The organism is Streptomyces sp. NPDC003300 (genome assembly GCF_040610915.1).
GTDB lineage: Bacteria > Actinomycetota > Actinomycetes > Streptomycetales > Streptomycetaceae > Actinacidiphila.
Map to the genome: position 1 here is coordinate 1 of NZ_JBEXNE010000012.1, position 21,805 is coordinate 21,805.

22 protein-coding genes are annotated in these 21,805 nt (G+C 72.7%); 7 read left to right on the forward strand and 15 right to left on the reverse strand.

The genetic code is table 11. From position 1 onward, the window contains the following. Nucleotides 1-195 precede the first annotated feature (195 nt). Both ABZX65_RS18940 and gndA read right to left on the reverse strand, forming a co-directional pair. A complete protein-coding gene (locus ABZX65_RS18940; RefSeq protein WP_355340750.1) occupies nucleotides 196-552 on the reverse strand; it encodes a PRC-barrel domain-containing protein in 357 nt (118 codons plus the stop codon). Between the two features lie 82 nt (nucleotides 553-634). Beyond that, on the reverse strand, nucleotides 635-2,077 hold the full coding sequence (gndA, locus tag ABZX65_RS18945; RefSeq protein WP_355340753.1) for an NADP-dependent phosphogluconate dehydrogenase: 1,443 nt from the start codon (nucleotides 2,075-2,077) through the stop codon (nucleotides 635-637). A gap of 319 nt (nucleotides 2,078-2,396) precedes the next feature. On the opposite strand from gndA, the gene ABZX65_RS18950 reads away from it, so the two are divergent. Further along, nucleotides 2,397-3,086 carry a DNA polymerase ligase N-terminal domain-containing protein gene (locus ABZX65_RS18950; protein WP_355341313.1) on the forward strand — a complete coding sequence of 230 codons (690 nt, stop codon included), beginning with the start codon at nucleotides 2,397-2,399 and terminating at the stop codon, nucleotides 3,084-3,086. Nucleotides 3,087-3,104: 18 nt separating this feature from the next. On the opposite strand, the gene ABZX65_RS18955 is transcribed toward ABZX65_RS18950, so the two are convergent. Then, complete coding sequence (locus ABZX65_RS18955; RefSeq protein WP_355340757.1) at nucleotides 3,105-3,554, reverse strand: MarR family transcriptional regulator; 450 nt, start codon at nucleotides 3,552-3,554, stop codon at nucleotides 3,105-3,107. Nucleotides 3,555-3,623: 69 nt separating this feature from the next. After that, on the reverse strand, nucleotides 3,624-4,418 hold the full coding sequence (locus ABZX65_RS18960) for a GNAT family N-acetyltransferase (RefSeq protein ID WP_355340760.1): 795 nt from the start codon (nucleotides 4,416-4,418) through the stop codon (nucleotides 3,624-3,626). 93 nt (nucleotides 4,419-4,511) lie between these two features. Between ABZX65_RS18960 and ABZX65_RS18965 the strand changes: the two genes are divergently transcribed. Beyond that, nucleotides 4,512-5,018, forward strand: coding sequence for a GyrI-like domain-containing protein (locus ABZX65_RS18965; protein WP_355340763.1), 507 nt, complete (start codon nucleotides 4,512-4,514; stop codon nucleotides 5,016-5,018). Nucleotides 5,019-5,030: 12 nt separating this feature from the next. Here the strand turns inward: ABZX65_RS18965 and ABZX65_RS18970 are convergent, their stop codons facing one another. The 3 genes from ABZX65_RS18970 to ABZX65_RS18980 all read right to left on the reverse strand — a co-directional run bounded on the left by ABZX65_RS18970 (nucleotide 5,031) and on the right by ABZX65_RS18980 (nucleotide 7,883). Next, on the reverse strand, nucleotides 5,031-5,495 hold the full coding sequence (locus ABZX65_RS18970; RefSeq protein WP_355340766.1) for a VOC family protein: 465 nt from the start codon (nucleotides 5,493-5,495) through the stop codon (nucleotides 5,031-5,033). A gap of 47 nt (nucleotides 5,496-5,542) precedes the next feature. Then, on the reverse strand, nucleotides 5,543-6,430 hold the full coding sequence (locus ABZX65_RS18975) for an AraC family transcriptional regulator (protein WP_355340769.1): 888 nt from the start codon (nucleotides 6,428-6,430) through the stop codon (nucleotides 5,543-5,545). Nucleotides 6,431-6,518: 88 nt separating this feature from the next. Then, the gene (locus tag ABZX65_RS18980; protein WP_355340772.1) at nucleotides 6,519-7,883 is read right to left on the reverse strand and encodes an NAD(P)/FAD-dependent oxidoreductase; all 1,365 of its coding nucleotides are present in this window, start codon (nucleotides 7,881-7,883) and stop codon (nucleotides 6,519-6,521) included. Between the two features lie 227 nt (nucleotides 7,884-8,110). Between ABZX65_RS18980 and ABZX65_RS18985 the strand changes: the two genes are divergently transcribed. Continuing rightward, entirely contained in the window at nucleotides 8,111-9,970 is a 1,860-nt protein-coding gene (locus ABZX65_RS18985; RefSeq protein WP_355340775.1) for a SpoIIE family protein phosphatase, read from the forward strand. 8 nt (nucleotides 9,971-9,978) lie between these two features. Here ABZX65_RS18985 and ABZX65_RS18990 read toward each other — a convergent pair whose 3' ends face one another. The 8 genes from ABZX65_RS18990 to ABZX65_RS19025 form a co-directional block, all read right to left on the reverse strand. After that, nucleotides 9,979-11,298, reverse strand: coding sequence for an MAB_1171c family putative transporter (locus ABZX65_RS18990; protein ID WP_355340778.1), 1,320 nt, complete (start codon nucleotides 11,296-11,298; stop codon nucleotides 9,979-9,981). Next, a complete protein-coding gene (locus ABZX65_RS18995; protein ID WP_355340781.1) occupies nucleotides 11,291-11,848 on the reverse strand; it encodes a ParH-like protein in 558 nt (185 codons plus the stop codon). The genes ABZX65_RS18990 and ABZX65_RS18995 overlap by 8 nt, the downstream gene beginning before the upstream one ends. Nucleotides 11,849-11,935: 87 nt before the next feature. Next, nucleotides 11,936-12,376, reverse strand: coding sequence for an XRE family transcriptional regulator (locus tag ABZX65_RS19000; protein ID WP_355340784.1), 441 nt, complete (start codon nucleotides 12,374-12,376; stop codon nucleotides 11,936-11,938). Nucleotides 12,377-12,578: 202 nt separating this feature from the next. Then, nucleotides 12,579-12,761: a hypothetical protein gene (locus ABZX65_RS19005; protein WP_355340787.1), complete on the reverse strand. Its 183-nt coding sequence runs from the start codon at nucleotides 12,759-12,761 to the stop codon at nucleotides 12,579-12,581. A gap of 70 nt (nucleotides 12,762-12,831) precedes the next feature. Beyond that, a complete protein-coding gene (locus ABZX65_RS19010) occupies nucleotides 12,832-14,154 on the reverse strand; it encodes an MFS transporter (protein ID WP_355340790.1) in 1,323 nt (440 codons plus the stop codon). A gap of 9 nt (nucleotides 14,155-14,163) precedes the next feature. Next, nucleotides 14,164-16,800 (reverse strand): class III lanthionine synthetase LanKC, encoded by a 2,637-nt coding sequence (gene lanKC, locus ABZX65_RS19015; protein ID WP_355340793.1) that lies wholly within the window; start codon nucleotides 16,798-16,800, stop codon nucleotides 14,164-14,166. A gap of 36 nt (nucleotides 16,801-16,836) precedes the next feature. After that, on the reverse strand, nucleotides 16,837-17,025 hold the full coding sequence (locus ABZX65_RS19020; protein ID WP_355340796.1) for a hypothetical protein: 189 nt from the start codon (nucleotides 17,023-17,025) through the stop codon (nucleotides 16,837-16,839). Nucleotides 17,026-17,137: 112 nt separating this feature from the next. Next, nucleotides 17,138-17,323 (reverse strand): hypothetical protein, encoded by a 186-nt coding sequence (locus ABZX65_RS19025; protein WP_188283862.1) that lies wholly within the window; start codon nucleotides 17,321-17,323, stop codon nucleotides 17,138-17,140. A 265-nt stretch (nucleotides 17,324-17,588) separates the two neighbouring features. Between ABZX65_RS19025 and ABZX65_RS19030 the strand changes: the two genes are divergently transcribed. From ABZX65_RS19030 to ABZX65_RS19045, 4 genes are all read left to right on the forward strand, one after another. Then, the gene (locus tag ABZX65_RS19030) at nucleotides 17,589-19,457 is read left to right on the forward strand and encodes a BTAD domain-containing putative transcriptional regulator (RefSeq protein ID WP_355340799.1); all 1,869 of its coding nucleotides are present in this window, start codon (nucleotides 17,589-17,591) and stop codon (nucleotides 19,455-19,457) included. 144 nt (nucleotides 19,458-19,601) lie between these two features. Beyond that, entirely contained in the window at nucleotides 19,602-20,777 is a 1,176-nt protein-coding gene (locus ABZX65_RS19035; RefSeq protein WP_355340802.1) for a radical SAM protein, read from the forward strand. Beyond that, nucleotides 20,774-21,487, forward strand: coding sequence for an iron-containing redox enzyme family protein (locus tag ABZX65_RS19040; RefSeq protein ID WP_355340805.1), 714 nt, complete (start codon nucleotides 20,774-20,776; stop codon nucleotides 21,485-21,487). Before ABZX65_RS19035 ends, ABZX65_RS19040 begins: the two co-directional genes overlap by 4 nt. After that, nucleotides 21,484-21,729 (forward strand): aroma-sacti cluster domain-containing protein, encoded by a 246-nt coding sequence (locus ABZX65_RS19045; protein ID WP_355340808.1) that lies wholly within the window; start codon nucleotides 21,484-21,486, stop codon nucleotides 21,727-21,729. Before ABZX65_RS19040 ends, ABZX65_RS19045 begins: the two co-directional genes overlap by 4 nt. The last annotated feature ends 76 nt before the right edge of the window (nucleotides 21,730-21,805 follow it).

The following is a 21,805-nucleotide window of genomic DNA, read 5'->3' on the forward strand; positions in this document are numbered from 1 at the left end:
GCCCCCCCCCCCCCCCCCCCCCGGGGGGGGCGCCCCCCCCCCCCCCCCGGGCCCCCCGGGCGCGGGGGGGGGGGGGCCGGGGGGGGGGGGGGGCGGGGGCCCCCCCCCCCCCCCCCACTCGGTTGTTCTCTCACGGGCGGTGGTGCGGGAACGGGTGTGCCCGTCAGTGCTCGCGCGCTGTCAGCGAACGCGCCGTCAGCGTCGGGCGAGCAGGCGCACGCCGTCGCCGGTCGGCTTGTACGGCAGACCGTAGTGCTGGAAGATCGCCTCCTCGTCCTCGACGGGCAGGACGTCGTCCGTGCCGATCGAGGGGGCCGACTTCACCAATGCCTTGTCGTACGGGACCTTCACCCATCCGGGGCCCACGATCACGTCCGTGACGGGCGTGAAGGTGAGCCGGTGCCTGGTGGGCAGGCCGATCTGGACCGTGACCATCAGCGGCTCGTCCGTGCCGGTGTCCACATACACCGCTTCGAGGGAGCCGATCTTGTGTCCCTCTGCGTCGACCACGTCGTGGTCGCGCCATTCGCGGAGATCAGCGGGCTTGATCATGACGAGTCCTCCTGGTGACGTGCTGTACCCGTTCACTTTCCTTGTGCCCCGGTCCACGCGCCACACGCACGTGGCAGTCGGGTCAATCCGTGCTCACCTCCGAGCGGTCGCCGCCCCACAACGTGTGGAAAGAGCCCTCGCGGTCGGTGCGCCGGTAGGTGTGCGCGCCGAAGAAGTCGCGCTGACCCTGCGTGAGCGCCGCGGGCAGCCGCTCGGCGCGCAGCGCGTCGTAGTACGCCAGCGCCGCGGAGAAACCGGGCGTGGGCACGCCGTGGCCCACCGCGGTCGCCACGACCGACCGCCAGTCGTCCTGCGCCGCGCCGATCTCCTCGGCGAACTGCTTGTCGGACAGCAGGCTCGGCAGGTCGGGGCGGCTGTCGTACGCCTCCTTGATCCGGTCGAGGAAGGCGGCCCTGATGATGCAGCCGCCGCGCCAGATCGACGCGACCGCGCCCAGGTCGATGTCCCAGTCGTAGGTCTGGCTGCCCGCCTGGATCTGGTGGAATCCCTGCGTGTACGACACGATCTTGGACGCGTACAGCGCCTGCTCCACGCGGTCGGCGAAGGCGGCGGCCTCGGCCTCGCCGAGTACCGCACCCGAGGGGCCCGGCAGGTCGCGGGAGGCGGCCCGCAGCTCGCCGTGGCCCGACAGGGAGCGGGCGAAGACCGCCTCGGCGATGCCGGAGACGGGGACGCCCAGGTCGAGGGCGATCTGTACGGTCCAGCGGCCGGTGCCCTTCTGCTCCGCCTGGTCGGCGACGACGTCCACGAAGGGCTTGCCGGTGGCCGCGTCGGTGTGCGCGAGCACCTGCGCGGTGATCTCGATCAGGTACGAGTCCAGGCGCCCGGTGTTCCAGGTCTTGAAGGTCTCGGCGATCTGCTCGGGCGAGTAACCGGCGACCTCGCGCAGCAGGTGGTACGCCTCGGCGATGAGCTGCATGTCGGCGTACTCGATGCCGTTGTGCACCATCTTCACGAAGTGGCCGGCGCCGTCGGGACCGATGTGCGTCGTGCAGGGCGTGCCGTCCTCGGCCTTGGCGGCGATCCGCTCCAGCAGCGGGCCGAGCGACTCGTAGGACTCGGCGGACCCGCCGGGCATGATCGACGGGCCGTTGAGCGCACCCTCCTCGCCGCCGGAGATGCCGGTGCCGACGAAGTGGATGCCCTGCTCGCGCAGTTCCTTCTCGCGGCGGCGGGTGTCGGCGAAGTGCGCGTTGCCGCCGTCGATGATCACGTCGCCCGACTCCAGCAGCGGCGCGAATTCCTGGATCACCGCGTCGGTGGCCTCACCGGCCTTGACCATGATGACCAGCCGCCGCGGCCGTTCCAGGGCCGCGACGAACTCCTGCGCGGACTGCGCGGCGATGAAGGTGCCCTCGTCGCCGAACTGCTCCACCAGGGCGTTCGTCTTGGCGGTGGTGCGGTTGTGCAAGGCCACGGTGAAGCCGTGGCGGGCGAAGTTCCGGGCGAGATTGCTGCCCATCACTGCCAGCCCGGTGACGCCGATGTCCGCCGATCCGCTCATGCGATGTCTCCACACTTGTTGGTGTGCGTCTGCGTACGTCTTCCTGCCGTGCAACGGTGGCCGGGGCCGTGCGCTTCCCATGGCCCCACTGTCGAGCCTGCCTCTTCCGGCGGCCGGCAGCCACCCGCGCGGACCGCTCCGGCCGGGCCGGAGCGCTCCGGCTGCCCGATGATGGCAGAAGCGGGCCGTACGGAGAGGAGCCGTCGTGGCGGACGCCGACACCGACGCGAACAGCAACGCGAGGACGGGCACGGGCTCGGGCGACGACGAGGGAGCGGGCCAGGGCGCCGACCGGGGTACGGGCCAGGAGCGGGACCGGCTGGCGAAGTACCGCGGCATGCGGCGCTTCGACCGCACCGACGAGCCCGAGGGCGGTACGGCGGCCCCCGGCGACGACCCGTCCTTCGTCGTGCAGATCCATGACGCGACCCGGATGCACTTCGACTTCCGGCTGGAGGTCGACGGGGTGCTGAAGTCCTGGGCGGTCCCGAGGGGGCCGTCCACCGACCCGCGCGACAAACGGCTCGCGGTGCCCACCGAGGACCACCCGCTGGAGTACCGGGAGTACGAGGGCGTGATCCCCGGCGGCCAGTACGGCGCGGGGCCCGTCATCGTCTGGGACCACGGCACGTACCACCCGCTGACGGACGGCGGTCCCGAGGCGTTCGCGCGGGCCCTGGAGCGCGGCCACGCCTCCTTCGAACTGCGCGGTACGAAACTGCTCGGCGCGTACGCGCTGACCCGGATCCACCAGGCCGCCGACGGCGGTCAGGGGGACGCGGCGGACCCGGCGTGGCTGTTGGTCAAGAAGAAGGACGCGCACAGCACGCCGGGCCGCGGGACCACTCCGGATCCGCGCAGGGCCCGCTCGGTCCTCACCGGCCGCACCCTCGCGGCGGTCGAGCGCGAGGAGCCGCCGGAAGGGCCCGCCGGGTCGGGGAATGCCGGATCGGGACCCGACGGAACAGGACCCGACGGAACAGGACCCGACGGATCAGGACCCGCGTGAGGACGGCCGCCGCGCGGACTACGGCTGGGTGAGGCGTTCCATCAGGGCCAGCGCCTCGATGACCGTCTCGCGCTCCTGCGGCGTGTAGCGGTCCTGGAAGGCGCGGGCCAGCCACTCCTCGCGGGCCACGCGGTTGCCCTGGACCCGCTCGCGGCCCGCGGCGGTGAGCACGATCAACTGCCTGCGGCCGTCGCGGGGATCGGGGTGGCGCTCGATGAACCCGTGCTGTTCGAGCGCCCCGAGCGCGACGGCCATCGACTGCGGGCGGACCCCCTCCGCGGCGGCCAGCGCGCTGGCGGTGGACTCCTCGCCCTTGCCCAGCCTGCTGAGCACCGAGGTCTGGGAGGGGGTCAGGTCCTGTGTGTCGGCGATCTCCCGCAGCCTGCGCAGCAGACGGCTGACCGTCACCCGCAGGTCGTGGGCCGCTTGGACCGCGGTCCGCGAGATGTCCTCGGTGCTCTCTTCCATACCCCTACCGTAAAGAGACCGGTGGCCGGGCGCGGCACGGGAGTCCGTACCGCGGGCACGTCCCCGCTCTCAGGTCCGGACCGGGGGTGACCAGATGTAGGGCGTCGTGGTCGTCACGGCGTGGAAGCCGAGGCGCCGCAGGATCGGCGCGCTGTCGTCCGAGGCGTCGACCTGGAGGTAGCGGATGCCCCGGGCGGCGGCGACATTGGCGCGGGCGGCGACCAGCGCGCGGTAGATGCCCCGGCCACGCCACGCCTCCAGTGTCGAGCCGCCCCACAGCCCGGCGAAGTCGGTGCCGGTCCTGACCACCAGCCAGGCCGCCGAGACGACCTGGCCGTCGGCCTCCGCGACCAGGACGACGACCTCGGTGGGCGCGGCGGCGATCCGGCCGGCCAGGTCGTCGGCCAGCCACCCCCAGTCCTGGCCCCACACGGCCGACTCCATGGCGGCGATCCGCCGCAGGTCGGCGTCGGCGGTGACCTGGCGCAGGACGACGCCGTCCGGCAGTACGGGGTCGGCCGTCATCTCCTCGGCCCGCCCGATCACGACGGTCTCCCGCTCCTCGGGCACGAAGCCGGCCGCGAGCAGCCGCTCGGGCAGGTCGGCGGGCCGGTCGTGCGCGCGGGTCTTCCACTCCACGGCCTCGCCGCGCGCCGCGAAGAAGTCGCGCTGGCGGGAGATCAGCCGGTCCAGCTCCGCGCCCTCCACCCCGAGGTCGGGCGGTGTGCTCACGAAGCCGCGGTACTGCCCGCTGAGCCGCAGGACCGGTCCGTCCCACTCGCACCTGACCCCGGCGGGGAGGTTCGGCGGAGCGCCGCGCATCTGCTCGTCATAGGCCGCGAGCAGGCCGTCACTGTTCGTCATACGAGCCAACGCTACGAAGGCCCGCAAGTGGTTTTCGCGGACCCCGTGCGGCGCCCGCGATGAGTTCGCGGTCCGCGGCCGGTCTACCGGGGCATGACCACTACCGGATACGTACCGCCCCGGATCGTCGACCGCGCCGCTCGCCCGTATGCGGCCGTCCGGGCCCTTGTCACCATGGAATCGGTCGACACCATCGCCCACCGCATCCCCGAAGTCATCGGGCGGCTGTCCGCGCTCGGCGTGGAGCCCGCCGGGCCGCCCTTCCTCAAGTACAACGTCATCGACATGGCGAGGCAGCTCGAGGTCGAGGCGGGGGTGCCCGTCGCGGGGGCGGTGGTGCGCGACGGCGACCTGTTCTCCGGCGTGCTGCCCGCGGGCCGCTTCGTGACGTACACGCACCTCGGCAGCCCCGCCGGGCTCGTCGGCGCCACGGCGCTGCTGCTCGACTGGGCGTTGGCGGCGGGGCTGCGCTGGGACATGAGGCCGACGGCCGAGGGTGACCGGTGGGGCTGCCGGATGGAGAGCTACCGCACCGATCCGCGCTCGCAGCCCGACACCGCGAAGTGGGAGACGGACCTGGAGTTCCGGCTGGCCGACTGAGGCCGCGCTGGCCTATCGCGGCTCGCCCGGATAGGTGCCGAAGTACCAGTGGTTGCCCTCGATGTCGCGGGCCGCGAAGTCGCGGGAGCCGTAGTCCGTCTCGAACAGCTCGGCGGTGATCTCGGCGCCCGCGGCCTTGGCGCGCGCGTGCAGCGCGTCGGGGTCGGCGGTGACGACGTAGGCGCCGAAGGAGCCGGGGGGCCGCTTGGCCCAGGTGCCGTCCGGGTCCTCGCGGACCGAGCCGAGCATGATGCCGCCGCCCTCGGGCCAGGCCAGTTCGGCGTGCGCGACGGTGTCGCCCTCGCCGTAGACCGCGGTTTCCTCGAAGCCGAACGCGTCCACGAGGAAGCGGATCAGCCCGCGGGCGTCGCGGGCGCGCAGGGTGGGCCAGACCTGGGGCGGCGGTGCGGTCTTCGCTCGCGCGGAACCGCCGTCGCTCGCGCCCTGCGCCGGGTTGTCGCCAGTGCTCTCGGTCATGGGGATCGGACCTCCTCAGTGCTGCCGGTGTGCTGTCGCGTCCAGCCTCACTCGGACGGGTGATGCCCGGATTGGATGTTTCGGCGCTCCTCGGCGAGCCACAGTGTCGGCGGGCAGCCCGCCAAGGCCCGGAATTCGCGGTCCATGTGCGCCTGGTCGAAGTAGCCGCGCTCGACGGCGACCCTGGCCAGCCGCCCCTCGGCGGCGCCGTAGGAGGCCAGGCCGCGGCGGGTGCGGTCGAAGCGGATCACCCGTGCGGCGGCCTTCGGGCTCAGTCCCACCTCGGCCGCGAAGCGGTCCCGCAGCCGCCGGTCGCTCCAGCCGACCTCGGCCGCCAGCCGCGCCACGCCTATCGTGCCGCCGGTGGCCGCGAGCAGCCGCCACGCGTGCCGTACCTCCGGATGGAGCCGTACGCCCGCGCGCGGGTCGGCGCGTGCCCGGTCCAGTAGCCAGGCGTCGACGACGGCGAAGCGGCCCGCCCAGTCCGGGGCGGCCCGCAGCCGGTCCAGGACGTCGGCGACCGACGGTCCGAGCACGTCCTGCGCGGCGAGATCCGCTCCGGCCAGCGCGCCCGCGGGCAGCCCGAGCAGGACGCGGGCGCCCAGCGGGTCGAGGGCGATCTGCACGCCGGACTGGCGGCCGGGCACGCTGATCAGCGCGGGTGCGGTGTGCAGGCCGCCGACGAGCGCCGAGAAGTCGCCTGGCGGTTCCGCCGGGTCGGGGTGGGCGGCGACGGTGAGCGGTTCGTCGAGCGTGAGGATCAACGTCAGGTACGGGGACGGCAGCCCCCGGTGCCTGGTCGGTGGCACGCCGCGCTGCCGGTAGCCGGAGTACCAGCCGACCAGGCCGCGCAGGGCGGGCGCGGGCCTGCCGCGTACCGCCTCGTCCACGACGCCCGTGCCGGTGACCGGCTCCGTACCCGTACCCGTGCTCACGCTCTCCGTCCTCCCGGCGGACGCGGCGGCCCGACGTATGCGACGGCCCGATGTGTACGGCGACCGTAACGTCCGGCGACCGCCGCCGTCAGCCGCCCGCGACCATGCCCCTGGTGTGCTCCAGGATCTCCTCGCGCGTCAGATACGTGTCGGTGTACTCGAAGTCGCGCAGGGTGCCGGCGCTGCGGGACTGGAAGTTGGTGCGGACGAAGTCGTCGCCCGCCACCGCGTTGAGCAGCCAGTTGGTCATGACGCGGGTCTTGGCGACGTTGGTGCGCAGCGCCGACCAGTGGTAGCCGCGGGCGACCGCCTGGGCGGGCAGGCCGCGCAGTTCGATGCCGAGCGGCTTGGAGACCGCGTCCTTGCCGCCGAGGTCGACCACCAGGCCGAGGTCCTTGTGCGCGTACGGCGTGAGCGGCCGGTGGCGCAGGGTGGCCAGGATGTTGTCGGCCATCGTGCGGCCCTGCCGCATGGCGTGCTGCGCGGTGGGCGGGCAGATCGCGCCGTCCTCGCCCTTCGTGACGTCGGGCAGCGCGCCCGCGTCGCCCAGCGCGAAGACGCCGTCGAGCCCCGGCACGGTCATCTCGGGGGTGACCGCGAGCCTGCCGCGTACCGTCTCGGCGTCGAGCGTGGCGACCAGCGGGCTCGCGGCGACGCCCGCGGTCCAGATCAGGGTGCGGCAGGGCAGCACCCTGCCGTCGGTGAAGGTGACCTCCTCGGGTCCCGCCTTCGCGATCGACACCCCGAGCGAGACCTCGATGCCGCGCTTGCCGAGGATCTCCAGCGCGCTCCTGCCCAGCTTGTCGCCGAGTTCCGGCATCAGCTTCGGGGCGATGTCGATCAGGTGCCACTTGATCAGCTTCGGGTCGAGGCGCGGGTAGCGCTTGGCCGCGTTGCTGGTCAGCCGCTGGAGGCAGGCGGCGGTCTCGGTGCCCGCGTAGCCGCCGCCGACCACCACGAACTGGAGCCGGGAGGCCCGCTCGGCCTCGTCCTGGCTGGCGTCCGCGAGGTCGAGCTGCGCTATGACGTGGTCGCGGATGTACGCGGCCTCGGCGAGCGTCTTCATGCCGCGCGCGTTGTCCAGCAGTCCGGGGATGTCGAAGGTGCGGGTGACGCTGCCGGGCGCCAGCACGATGTAGTCGTACGGCTCGTTCAAAATCTCGCCCGTTATCTTGCGGATCACGCAGACCTTGGCCTTGGTGTCCACTCCCACGGCCCCGCCGGGGATGATCCGGGTGCGGTGCCTGCTGCTGCGGCGCAGCGACACCGCGATGGACTGCGGGGTCAGCACCCCGGAGGCCACTTGGGGGAGCAACGGCAGGTAGAGCTGGTACGAAAACGGTGTGACCAGTGAGACGTCCGCCTCGTCGGCGGCGAGCGACCGCTCCAGGCGGCGTACGCACGCCACTCCTGCGAAACCGGCGCCCACCACGAGAATCCTGGGTCGTGCCACGACATCCGTCCCTTCTCAGGTCTTCGCGTCCGTCTGCTCCCCTGCCCCGTGAACGCGGTCCGGCACACCTCCTGTCTTAGTACGGCGCGAGCGGGCCCGCCAGCCGGACGGCCGGTCACGGCGTACACCGCGCTGCACGGACGGCCGACTCGACGGAGCATGGTACGGACGACAAGCGGACAAAACGACGAAGCGACGGGACGGCGGATGAGTCGAAGGGGCCGTGGATGAACGATCGTGACGAGGGACCCCCGGCGGACGACCGGACGGCGGGGCGCGCCGCCGAGCAGGCCGCCGAACTGCGTCAGATCGATGCCCTGAACGAGACCGGCCCGCACGAGAGGACCCGCAGGCCCGCGCCGGGCGAGGACGGTGAGCGGGACGGCGCCGCCCGCGCGCCCACCGACGCGGGCAGGCACCGTGATGTGCGGATGCTGGAGGCGGGCCGCGCCCTGGCCGAGGCGACCTCCGTGGACGAGGTCTTCATGGCTCTGGCGTCGCTCACCTCGCCGGAGTTCCCGATGGACGGCACGGCCCTGTTCGGCGTCACCGAGCGGTCGCTGAACCTGATCGGGCGGTACGGGTACCGGACCAGCGGCAGCCGGACCGTCCGTATGACGATCACCACCGACTATCCGGCGGCGGAGGTGCTGCGCACCGGCCGCCCGGTGTATCTGCCCACGGTCGAGGAGTACCGCGACCGCTTTCCGACGACGTGGCGGCTCGCGGCCCGCAAGGGCAGCAGGTCGTGGGCGTTCCTGCCGCTGGTGAGCACGGGCCGGATCACCGGGGTGTGGCTGGTGGCGTTCCTGGACGACGTCGACTTCGACAGCGACACGCGCAGCACGCTGGTCACGCTCGCCCGGCTGATCTCCCGCGCCCTGGAGCGGACGCACACCGGCGAGGCGGAGCTGGCCCTGTCGCGCGGGCTGCGCAGCAGCATGGGGCGGGGCGCGTCGGTGTACCGCGGGATGACCGTGACCTCGCGGTACGTGCCGACCGGCGGCGGGCTGGTGGTGGGCGGCGACTGGTACGACATCATCGACCTGCCCTCGGGCCGTCTGGCGCTGGTCATCGGCGACGTGCAGGGCCACGACCTGCACGCGGCGAGCCTGATGGCCCAGCTGCGGACCGCCGTGCACGCGTACGCCGCCGAGGGGCACGGCCCGGACGCGGTGCTGTCGCGGACGTCGCGCTTCCTGACCTCGCTGGACGGGGACAGATTCGCGACCTGCATCTACATCGAGGCGGACCCGGCGGCGGGCACGCTGCACGTGGCGCGGGCCGGGCATCCGCACCCCGTGCTGCGCATGCCGGACGGCACCTGCATGATCAAGCACATCAGGGGCGGGCTGCCGCTCGGCCTGATGCCGGACGAGGACGACTACCCGGTCAACGTACTGGAGCTCCAGGCCGGGGAGATCATGATGCTCTGCACGGACGGGCTCATCGAGACCGGCGGGCACGACATGTACACCGGCTGGAACCGGGTGCGGGACGCGCTGTCGCCCGGCCCGACCTCCGACCTGGAGGGGATGGCCGACCGGCTGATCCAGAGCGTGGTCGGCCCGGTGACCGAGAACGGCGAGGAGCGGCTGAGCCCGCGCAACGAGGACGACATCGCGCTGCTCATGCTGCGCCGCGACACCGGCGTCCAGCGCCCCGTGCGACCCGTTCGGCGCATCCTGACCACGATCGAGCAGGACGAGGCCGAGGGCCTGGCCGAGGCGCGCTCCGAGCTGCGGGCGCTGCTGCACGACTGGGCGCAGCCCGACCAGGTGGACACCGCCGTGCTCCTCGCGTCGGAGCTGCTGGGCAACGTGCTGGTGCACACCGACCAGACGGCGGCCCTGATGGCCTCGATCTCGGGCGAGCCCGGCAACCGCACGCTGCGCGTCGAGGTCTCCGACAGCGGTGACGAACTGCCCCACCAGCGCACCCCGGGCGAGATGGCGTCCTCGGGCCGCGGCCTCGTCCTGCTCGACATCCTGTCCGAGCAGTGGAGCGTACGGCCGGAGTCGGAGGGCAAGACGGTGTGGTTCGAGCTGTCGGAGGACGCCGACGGGGTCGCGGGACAGGACGTCTGAGGGGCGGCTCAGCCGTTGCGGGCTTCGGGCATGCGGGCCTCGGACGCGCGGACCCCGGCCGTATGGGCTGCGGCGGTCGTACGGGTGCGGTGGCGTACGGCGGCGACCGTGGGGGACGAGGTGAAGGCGGCCGTCACCTCCAGCAGCCAGGCCGCCTCGGCCTCCACGGTGCCGGGGACCGTGGGCGGGGTGTGGCCGGGGGGCGCGAACCGCTCAGCGGCGGTGCCTTCGCACAGCCGCCCGGCGCGTTTGTTCTCCAACGCCGCCGCGATCGTGGCCGCTTCGAGCACGGCCCGCCGGTCACGGCCGCGCTCGTCGGCCCAGTCGATCGCGTCGCCGCCGGTCACCTCGCTGCCGTCGTCTCCCCCGCGTCCGTCGGTCCAGGCCGTGACGCCGGACTCGAAGTACGGGCGCAGCGCGAGATGGCCGTCGCGGATCTCGATCACCCTGCGGTAGAGGGCGAATTCGGCCTGCCGCAGGCCCGGTCGGCGGTCGGCGGCCGACGGGTCGAGGGCGATCTCGGGCAGTTCGCTGTGCAGCGCCGACCACAGCGGCTCCAGCGCCCGGTGGCTGCGGTAGGCGCGCAGCCAGCGCATGGGGGCGCCGAGCGCGCCGACCCACAGCGTGGTGGTGGCTCCTCCGGTGGCGAGCGCCGCGGTGACCGCGCCGAGCACGGAGGAGACCACGTCCTCGGCGACGCCTTGGCTGCCGGTGCGCAGGTCCGCGATGACATCGTCCAGCGCCCACAGCGTCCACACCGCGCCGACCGCGGCGGCGAGCAGCATCAGCCGCAGTCCCGTACGCAGCAGCCCGGGGGCGGTCCGAGCGGCGTGGTCGGCGAGTTCCCTGGCCAGGACGGCCAGACACCACGAACCGTAGAGGGCGAAGAGCGCGTTGTACGACGCCAGGGCCCACCGGTGGCCGGAGGAGACGGTCAGCGTGTCGCCCGCGATGGCGGGGTCGGCCACCAGGTAGAGCGCGGTGGAGACGGCCAGTACCGCACCGGCCGCCCACATCTGGAGGCGCACCGCACGCGGGGCCGCCGCCGCAGGGGACTTGAGCGCGTACGCCACCAGGACGAGGAAGGCGAAACCGACCATCTTCACGTCGTGTATGCCCAGGTTGACCAGGTTGTCGAAGGTCGTGTCGGAGGACAACGCCTTCGTGAGGGCGGGGGTGTTGAACAGCATGCCCGAGCCCAGGCACAGCGCGAAGCCGTAGACGTAGCGCTGCGCGGAATCGGACCACGGCCGGCGGGTGATCACCAGCCGGTGGACACCGAAGACCAGGAAGAACGCGGCGGAGACGAACGACAGGAGATCAGCCATCACGGCGGCCCGACGCGCGGTCCTCCGGTATGCCGAACAACCTGTCCAGACGCGTTCGTTGCGGATGCGGCGGCGGCACGGGGACGGTGTTCCCCAACGGACGGGCGGTACGGGTCAGGATCAGCGAAGCGACCAACTCGGCTTCCTGCTCCTGCGGTTCGGTGTACACACTGCGGCCGAGTACCCGCTGGACCAGGGACGACGATAAGTGCGGTAACAGGACCTGGGCGGCGGCCGACGCCGCGGGCGCGGTCTCGTGGTGGCCGCAGACCAGGTGGGCCGCCTCGTGCAGCAGGATGTGCTGCTGGTGCAGCGCGCTGGTGTCGGCGGCGTAGAGGATGCAGTCGCCGTGGTCGGTGGTCACCAGCAGGCCGCACGGTGTGTGGGGCCGGGAGGAGACGGGCACGAGTTCGATCGGACGGCCGCGGGCGACCGCGAGCATCCCGATGAAGACCGTCGCGTCGAACGGATTGGGCAGGTCGAGCCCGTCGACCGTCCGCTGACATCTGTGCCACAGAGCTCGGCTCCGGTCACGTCGCACACGTCTCACACGCTGTCCCCTTGTCCGCCGGGTGGAACCGCGAGATCTCACCGAAGAGTTCGCGCACTTCAAGCGCTGCGTGCACTTCAGGCGCTGTCAGGGTTCGCGGCTGGGAGAGCCACGCTCCCTGCGGGCGAGCACATCGATCATGTCGCTGATCGTGGCCGCGCCCTCAGGGGAGAGGTTGACCGCGCGCAGGGCCATGCTGCGGACGCCCGCGTCGCGCAGCGCGCCGAGCAGCTCAAGCTCCTTGGCGATGGCGGCGCCCTGCTCGTCGTCGAAGAAGTATCCGACCGGCACGTCGAAGAACTGTGCCAGGGCTTCGAGATGACGCTTGGTGGGATTGTCGCGACGGCCCGTGCGCAACTGCCACAGGTAGGTCGCGGAGAAGCTCTCGCCGGTGGCCTCGCGGCAGGCGCGGGCGACCTCTTCATGGCTGTACGGCTCACGGTTGGGCCGTCGCACGACCCGGAACAGCGCGTCGATCTTGTCGGCCAGCGTCGACGCGGAGGGGGCCCGCGACTCGTTCTCGCCCATCGCCCGCCTCCCCTTCGTCGGTGCAGCCAGTATGGGTTCGTCCCGTGTCCGGCTTCATCCTAGCTGGTACACACAGCCGCCGGAATGGCCCGCTTGCGTGCGCCCATACGGCGGCGGCGGTGTCCGTCGTGCCGGACACCGCCGCCGATTGGCCTAAGAGGCAAGGGAGTTGTCGCCCGACCGGTGCGGTCGGGCGGGTCGGTCAGGCCGGGTTCAGCAGGCCGGGGCCCTGCGGCTCCTGCGCGATGCGCAGGGAACTGCCCCAGACGCAGTCCCATCCGCACACCACGCTGAGCGTGCTGCCGGCCACGCTGATCGGCTGGAGATTCGCCTTGCCCTGGTCCTTCTCGCTCCCCAGCGCCTGGAGCCTGAGCACCTCGTTCATGGGTGTTTCCTCGTCTCTCGTCCATGGGATTTCCGGTGGTCCGCCGCCGGACGGCGACGGGGGTCTTGGGTCAAACGGAGGCCGGTGACGGCTGCGCCGCGTCGTGGGACCGCCGTGCGGCGCGCAGCGCGGACGGCAGACTCAGGGCCACGCAGCCGAGGGCTGTCAGCCCCATGACCCACAGCGCGCCGCGTACCCCGACCAGGTCACCGAGCAGACCGCATCCCACCGCCCCGATCAGGCCCGCCCCCGCCAGGCAGACCTGGAGCGCGGCCATCGCGCGGCCGAGGGTGTCCTCCGACATGTCGGCGACGAGCACGGAACTGACGGCCACATTGGCGACGGCGCCGAAGAAGACCGGCAGCCCGATGCCCATCGCGGCGCAGAAGGCGGCGAGGGGCAGCGGTCCCGCCGCCAGCGGCAGCAGCAGGCTGCACACCACCGCGCCGGTGAACGACATCAGCATCACCCGCCGGGGGTCGCGGCCCGGGGCGAGCAGCCGTGCGGCGACGGCGGAACCGCCCAGGCCCATCAGCCCCGAGAGCGCGAACAGGGAACCGTAGGCGGCTGTCGGCAGATGGATCACCCGCAACAGGAACGGACCGGTGAGGGCGGTCACGCCCGCCATCGTCGCGGCGGGCACCACGATGAACAGGCCCAGCGCGCGGTGGAAGGCGTCACCGGTGAAGACCCGCATGCCCGCCATGGCGCCGCGCATCATGGTGAGGACCGACGGCGCGGGCCCGCGGGGCACGATGTCGGGTGAGCGCATCGTCATCAGCGCGGTCGCGCTGAGCAGATAGCTCGCCACGTCGACCGACAGCGCGGCGGCGGCGCCCAGCACCGCGATGGCGGGACCGGCCAGCAGGCGTCCGACGAGCGCGGCGCCGTACTGTCCTGCCTGGAGTCTGGCGCGCGCACCGCCGATGCCTTCGGGGCCGACGAGTTGGCGCAGGTGCAGGAAGTAGACGGCCGCGGACAGGGTGGACGAGGCTCCCATGATCACGCAGAGCAGGCCGAGCCACAGCAGCGAGATGGCGCCGACGGCCAGGCCCAGCGCGACCACGCCGATGGCCGCGGCGCAGATCAGGTCCAGCAGGACGAGCGTGCGGCGAGGGTGGGCGATGCGGTCGGCGAGCGCGCCCGCGGGGAAGCCGAGCAGCAGGATCGGCGCGGTCGTGGCGGCGCTGATCAGGCCGATGGCGCCCGGCGAGGCGTGGAGGTGCACGACGGCCACGACGGGCAGCGCGATGGCGGTGAAGGTCGAGCCGAAGGCGGAGGCCGTCTGCCCGCACCAGTAGAGACTGACGTCACGTCCGACGGCGTTGCCCGGGTCCCCCGGGCCGGCGCTCTCGGGCGCCTGCGCCGGCTCGGCGATTTCCTGGTGGCTCATCAGTTCACCTCAACGGGCCGCGACGGAACGGGAGTACGCGCCGGCGAGTGCGTCCACGGTGAACAGCGGGTCGGGCGCGGGGGCGAGGAGTTGCGACAGGAACAGCAGCACCCCTGCCGAACCGCTCCACAGATCGGCGCTGAACCGCATGAGCTGGTCGCCGAGGAAACGGATACCGGTCTCGTGCGGCACCGCGAATTTGAACAGCCCGCACGCCGCACGGATCGCGTCGTCCCGGCCCCGGCCGTCACCGGTCAGCCGCCCGTACTCCGCGAGACCGAGGCCGAGGCCGGACAGTCCCTGCCACAGCCCCGACATCACGGTGTAGGTGGTGCGCGTCGAGGTCAGCAGCCGGGGCAGCGCGTCGGCGAGCCGTTCGTCGTCCACCGACCGCGTGTAGCGGGTGACGGTGTGCGCCATCGAGGCGGAACCGCAGTAGAGGTAGGGCAGGCTGCGGTTGTCGGTGGCCGAGATGGGAAAGGCGAGACCCGGCGAGTCCGGCTCGGTGGCACGGTCCAGCTCGGCGTGCAACAGCCGGACGCCGCGCGCGAGTTCGTCGTCCGCGCCGGTCACGGCGGCGAGCTGCTGGAGCAGCAGCGCGATCCCGGTGCGGCCGTGCACGAGGCCGGTGGCGTCGTTGGCGCCGAGGTACGGGGTGAGGTCGGCGTCGGCCGGCAGCGCCGCCGTCAGCTCCAGGGCCCGGTCGATGTGGTGCTCGTCGCGGGTGTGGCCGTACATCGCCAGGTGGGTGAGCGCGACCCCCGAGGTGCCGCCGTAGAGGGTCGCCGACGCTCCGGAGGCGATGATGGGGTGGCGGTCGGCGGCGGTGAGCAGATCCCTCGCCTCGTCCAGCATCCCCTGGTCGGCGAGCACCCATGCGATGCCCGCGGTGCCCGCGAACAGCCCCGGGGGCAGTTTCCCGACGCCGCCGAGCGCGTCGTGCCGCAGCCGCTCCAGCACGCCGTCCGGCAGCGCGCGGCCCGCCCGGGTCAGGGCGTGCACGACGCCCGCGGTGCCGAAGGCCAGGCACTGGGTGTTGCTCTGGTAGCCCTCGGCGATGGTGGGGAACACCCGGTCGGGGTGGGCCGGGTCGGCCATGGCCACCATGGCGTCGGCGGTACGGTCGCGCAGGTCGGCCAGGTGCCGCAGCGGGTCCGCGGCGACTTCCTCGGGCGTCGGGATGGGGGTGACGCCCTGCGCCGCGGGCCGCGGCCGGTGATACGCGACGGCCCGCTCCCACAGCGGTTCCGGCAGCGGCGCCCGCTCCAGCAGTTCGCGGCGCAGGTGCGCGAGGGTGTCGGGATTGCGCTGCGCCACCTGGTGGAAGGGCCCGATGAGCAGCAGGGCGAGGCCGGCCAGGCCGTACTTGTCGTGGATCAGCGGATCGTCGCCGACGAGTTCGGCGGGCGGGGTGTAGCCGGGCGTGCCCATCACCGGAGTGTCGTCGCTGTCCAGGCGCTGGGCGGCCTCGAAGTCGACCAGTCGGATGCCGTCGTCCTCGGTGACCATCACATTGCCGGGGCTGACGTCGACGAAGAGGTAGCCGGCCGTGTGCAGCCGGTGCAGCGTGCTCTCGATCTCCGCGAACAGCTTCTCGCACCGGCCGTAGTAGTCCCCGGCCGCTTCGGGTCCGCGGTCGACGCCGAGCATGACCTGGTTGGCGACCATCCAGCGCTGGAGCGTCGTGCCCTCGATGAACTCGGTGACGAGGAAGTCGTGCTCCCACTCGCGGAAGTAGGCGAGCGGCTCCGGGGCGAGGCCGGGCGCCGTTTCGTGCAGCGCGGTCAACGTCTGCCATTCGGAGCGGAGTTGGTCGGGTGCGGTGGTGTCGCCCATCGCCACGCCGGTGTGCGCGCGCGCCTCCTTGATGAAGACCTTGCGGCCGGTGGCCGTCTCCCGTCCCAGGTAGGCGCCGCCGGAGTTGGTGAACTGGAGCGCGTCTTCGAAGGCGAATCCGTGGAAGACGATCGGCCCGCCTCCGCCGGCGGCGGCGGGCTCGGCCGAGGACTTCGGCGCCGGGCGCGTCTCGACGAAGGGGTCGGTCATGCCCGCCGGGAGGTAGAAGGAGAAGCCCCTGCGGTCCTCCTCCAACTCGCCGTCGGTGCCCCGGACGAGCAGGGTGTGGGTGCCGTCGGCGTTGACGCGCTCGCGCGGGGCGAAGGCCCCGTAGCGGTAGTGGACCGTGCGCGAGTCCCGGTACCGCCTGTCGGTGAGGATGAACGGGCCTTCCTCGTCGGCCAGTTCGGTGCGCAGCCGTTCCATGAGGTCACGGGCCGCGGCGACGCTGGTGGGATACGCGGCGATGAATTTCCCGCTCTGCTGCCTGGCGGCCTGCTTGTGGTGGGTCCACCAGTAGAAGAGCCTGCCGGCGAGGTGCTTGAAGGCGACGTCCTGCTCGAAGCAGACGGCCGCGACGGTGTCGAGGACGTACGGCAGGCGGTCGGGCCGCGCGGACACGTGCACCTTCCAGCCGTCCTCGACACCGCGGAGCTGCTTGCCCCGGTGCCACATGGTCCAGATCCCCGACGGGGTCTCGGTCCACCCGTCCGGTACCGGCCCGGGCCGGTAGATCTCACCGCGGTCACGGGTGGTCTCCAGCGGCGCGTAGAACTCTCTGTCCGCCACGACGAACGGGAAGGGGATCATGGGCCTCTCCGATGTGGGACGCGAGGGGGCGGCGGCTCAGCAGCAGACGACGACGCTGGTCGCGCTCATCGACGCGACGGGGCTGCTGATCACCGACGTCGTGGGGTCCATCTCCTGGAGGCTCAGGGGGGATTCGGCGTGCGCCTCCACCTCGAATTCGCCCTCGCCTGCGTCCGCGCCTTCGGGCGCGTTCTCCTCGGCGGCGGATTCGGCGGAATCACTCATGGTCGTCTCCTGTCGGTTCTCAGGTGTCGGAAGGGCCGCCCCGGAGGACAACGCGAGCGGGAAAGACGTGTGGGTGGCGCGTCCACGAGGACGCGCCACCCACCCAGCTCGGTCAGGCGCAGGCGGCCAGGCTGACCGTGCTGCCCGGGGCCTGGAGGCCGCCCAGCACACCCTCGCCCTGGTCGGGCTTGCTCACGCCCATCTCCTGGAGGTCCAGGGGGGATTCGGCGTGCGCCTCGACCTCGTTCTCGGGGGTCTCCGCGATGTCCTCGTTGGTGGGCTCGACGGAATCAGCCATGATCGTCTCCTCTTCTGGGCGGGGTACGAGCAGGTGGTGGGAACACCTCAGAAGCTAGGACCGGCCGTTTCGGAACCGGTGAAGCCGCGGTATAAGCGCGGTATCGTCCCAGGTGATGCGGGGTTGGTCCGAACTCTCACCAGCAGTCCCCGCATTGCCGGTTCGCCACAGGCACATCATCTGATATAAGTCGTCTGCCTGATGTCATTCATCTCAGCTCACGATCCCATCTCCGGATCAACGGGCGGGAAAGGTGAAACCGGATATGGCCGAACCAGCGCACGTCAGTCTGCGGCTCTCCGTCCTCGGCCCGCTGTCCGTCGGCACGGCCGAAGGCCCCTTCCCGCTCGGCCCGCTCAAACAGCGGCTGCTCCTGGCCATGCTGCTGTGCCGGCCCAACACCCCGGTCTCACTGGGCTTGTTGACGGACACCTTGTGGGACGGCAATCCGCCGCGCACCGCGCGCAAGAACATCCAGGTGTACGTCTCCGCGCTGCGCAAACTCCTCGACCGCGCGGGAGCGGGCGACCGGCTCGAGCACCACCCGGGCGGCTACCTGCTGCGGGTGCGCGACGACGAGTTGGACTCGCTGCGCTTCCAGGGCCTGGCCAGATCAGCCCGCGAGGCCGCCGGGCAGGGCGCGTTCGGCCCGGCGTCCCGGATGCTGCGCGAGGCGATGGGGCTGCGGCAGGGACCGCCGCTGCACGACCTGAGATTCTCACCCACCGTCAGATCCGAGGCGGAGCGGCTCGACAGCCGCTACCTCCAGGTCTACGAGGACTGGGCCGAGGCCGAGTTGCGGCTGGGCCGGGCCACCGAAGTCGCCGACACCGTCGCCGATCTGGTGGAGCGTCACCCCGAGCGCGAACGGCTCAGGGCCGTCCAGATGAACGCGCTGTTCGACCAGGGGCGGCAGACGGAGGCCCTGGCGGCGTACGAGGGGCTGCGCCGGCTGCTCGCCGTCGAGTACGGGCTCCAGCCGAGCCCCGCGCTGGAGACGCTGTACCGCTCGATGCTCGACGGCGGCCCGCAGGAGCCCGGCGGCCCCTTCGCTCCGTCCGGCGTGCGGGCCGCGGCGCGGCGCTCCTGCGGAGTCCTCGGCGCCCTGCTCCCCCAGGACCTGGCCGACTTCACCGGCCGTGAACGCCAACTGCGCTTTCTGCTCAAGCTGTTGGGCAGTGACCGGCATCTGGCGGTCGTCACCGGGCCGGTCGGCACCGGTAAGACCGCGCTGGCGGTGCACACCGCGCACCGGCTCGCCGCGGAGTTCCCCGACGGCCGCGTACTGATCCGGATGCGCGACGCGGCCGGGCGTCCGCGTTCGGCCGCCTCGGTGGTCGCCGAGCTGGCCCGGATGGCGGACCTTCCCGGGCAGCGGGCGGCGGCCGTCGACGACGTGTCGGAGGACGCCGAGGAGGCCGCCGCCGCGTGGCGTGACTGGCTCGGGCCGCGCCGGATCCTGCTGGTGCTGGACGACGCGGCCGACGAGGCGTCCGTACGGCCGCTGGTGCCGGACTCCGGCGGCAGCGCCGTACTGGTGACCTCCCGCGCGCAGTTGGCCGGACTGGTCTCCGCCGACCGGCTGGAACTGGCGCCCTTCGACCTCGGCGAGAGCCTCGAACTGCTCGGCCGGATCGTGGGCCACGAGCGGCTGCGGGCCTGTCCGGAGGCGGCCCGGCGCATCGTCACCGCGACCGGCATGCTGCCGCTCGCGGTCCGGGTCAGCGGTCTGAAGCTCGCGGTACGACGCCATCTGCCGCTCGGCGAGTACGCGGCGCGGCTGGCCGACGGCAGGACCGTACTGGACGAACTGGTCGCGGGCGACACGGATGTACGGCCGCGGCTGGCGAGCGGGTGGCGGGACCTGTCGGCGGCGGACCGGACCACGCTGTGCCTGCTGGGACACCTGTCGGAGGGGCCCTTCACGCTGCGGCAGGCCGCGGCGGCGCTCACCTGCGGCCAGGACGACGCGCTGCGCCGGCTGGAGTCCCTGCTCGACGCGGGCGCGCTGCTCGCCCCGGACAGCGAGGTCACCGCGCACGCCGCGCGGTACGAACTCCCGCGCCTGACAAGAGTCTACGCGCGTGAACAATCCCTCCTGGGGATGCGGCCACTCCCCCGGGCCACCGCCTGAGGGGCCTTCGGCGCAGGGCACACGCGACGGAACACGCCACCAGGCGCGCCGGTGAGCTGCGGATTTACCGTTTCCCAACCGTCCATGACCCCGACCTCGAACCGGCCCCGCCGAGACTTCGGTGGACGAGGAAGGGAGCACGCGATGGAACTCGCCGAACTCATGACGCTGCGCCCCGAACCCGGCGCGGGACTGCTCCTGACCGTCACCGGCCGCTGCCCCCTGCACTGCGCGCACTGCTCGACCGCCGCCACGATGGCCGCGGACGAGCCGGACGCGGACCGGCTGCGCGCCTTCGTCTCCACCTTCACCCCGGCCGAGCACCCTGCGGTGCTGATGATGACCGGCGGCGAGCCCTTGCTGCGGCCCGAGTTGGTCACCGACCTCGCCGCCACGGCGCGCGCGGCGGGTACCAGGACGGCGCTGCTGACCGGCGCCTTCTTCGTCGGCCGGGCGGACCACGGCGCGGGACACCTCACCTCCGGCGCCGGCCCGCTGCCCGCTCCCGTGCCCGATTCCGCGCCTGTTCCCGAGCGGATCTGGCGGGCCGTCACCTCCGTCGACCACTTCTCGGTGAGCCTTGACGCCTTCCATGAGCGCGAGGTCGACCGCAGGTCCGTATTCGGCCTGATCCGGCGGGTGTTGGAGGCCGGAGTGGCCACCAGTTTCCACCTGGTCGGCGCCGGCCCCGACGACCCCTACCTCGCGGACGTCACCGCCGACATCCGCCGTACCTTCGGCGACCGCGTCCCGATGCTCGTCAACTCTTTGCGCCGGGTGGGACGCGCCGCGTCCTGGGCCGCCGCGAACACGGCGCTGCCCGGTGCCGCGCTGCCCGGTACCGCGGCGCCCGACCCCGAGCGGGCGCTGCCGTGCTCGATGGCCGCGTGGCCGGTGGTGGCCGCCGACGGCACGGTGGTCGCCTGCTGCAATCAGCGGGTCGTCGACCGCAGGCCCGCCCCGCGTCACCTGACGCTCGGTCACATCGCCACCGACGACTGGCAGTCGGTCGCCGTACGGGCGCGTACCTCTCCGGTCCTGCGGATGATCAGGACGGTCGGCCCGGCCCACCTCCTGCACCGGTACGGCGGCGCGGAGCAGGCGGCCGCGCGCCCCGACTACTGCGCGGGCTGCCGGGCACTCGGTGACCATCCGGAGGCGCTGGCCGCGGCGAGTGCGGCGGCCAGCGGGCCCGTGGGGGCGCTGCTCGACCGGTACGCGGCCCGCGGCCAGGTCGAGGCGGGCGCGGCCACGCTGGTGCGGCGGCACGGCTGCGCGCCCTACGCGGACCTGGTCGACCTGCCCGGAGCGCGGCGATGACCACGGTCGGTACGGCGGGCGCGGGCGCCGCGCTGCGGGTCCGGCTGCTGCTGACGGCCCCCGCCGTGCGGGCGACGACCGCGGCCGTGTGGCGACCGCCCGGACTCGCCGCGCGCTACGCCACGTATCTGACGGTGATGCACGGAGTCGTCCGCGCCTCGGTGCCGCTGATGGAACGGGCGGTGGCGCGGCTGGCGGAATTCGGCCCGCGCGACCCGTTGTGCGAGCCGCTCACGGACTATCTGCGGGAGCACATCGAGGAGGAGCGCGGCCACGACGACTGGCTGCTCGGTGACATCACCGCGCTGGGCGGGGAACCAGCGGCGGTCCTCGCCGAGCAGCCCATACCCGGCGTCGCGCGCCTGGCGGGCGCGCAGTACTACTGGATCGAGCACCACCATCCGGTAGCGCTGCTCGGCTACATCGCGGTGCTGGAGAGCAACGCGCCCGCGCCCTGGCTGGCGGACCGGATCGCCGCCGCGGGCGTGCCGGAGGCGGCGCTGCGCACGGTACGCGGCCACGCCGAACTGGACACCGGGCACACCGCCGCGCTCTTCGCGCTGCTCGACGCGCTGCCGTTGGACCAGGCCCAGGTACGCGCGGTCGTGATGAGCGCGCTGCACACCGTGGACGGACTTGTGGAGCTTTTCGCGCGCATCGGCCGGACAGCGGAGCCGGAACACCTCAGGGAAGGGACGTACACCTCATGAGTGACACGGCGGCGCGGGGCGGGGAGAGCGCGGAGCGGGCAGGCGACGGAGCCGACGACGCGCTGGTGGTGCTGGAGTCGCACGGCTTCGGCGTCGGCGAACTCACCGACGAACAGCGCGAGGTGCTGCGCGGGCTGAGCAGTCAGGAGCTGTCGATGATGCTCGACATCAAGGCCCGGCTGGACGAGGTGGGTCCCGAGGTGCAGGCCCACAGCGAGATCGCCGGCGGGGCGCTCTTCTGACATCTCCCCGCGACCGGGGTCCACACCATCGGGAAGAGACCGGGGTCCACACCATCGGGAAGACACGGGGAAGGGA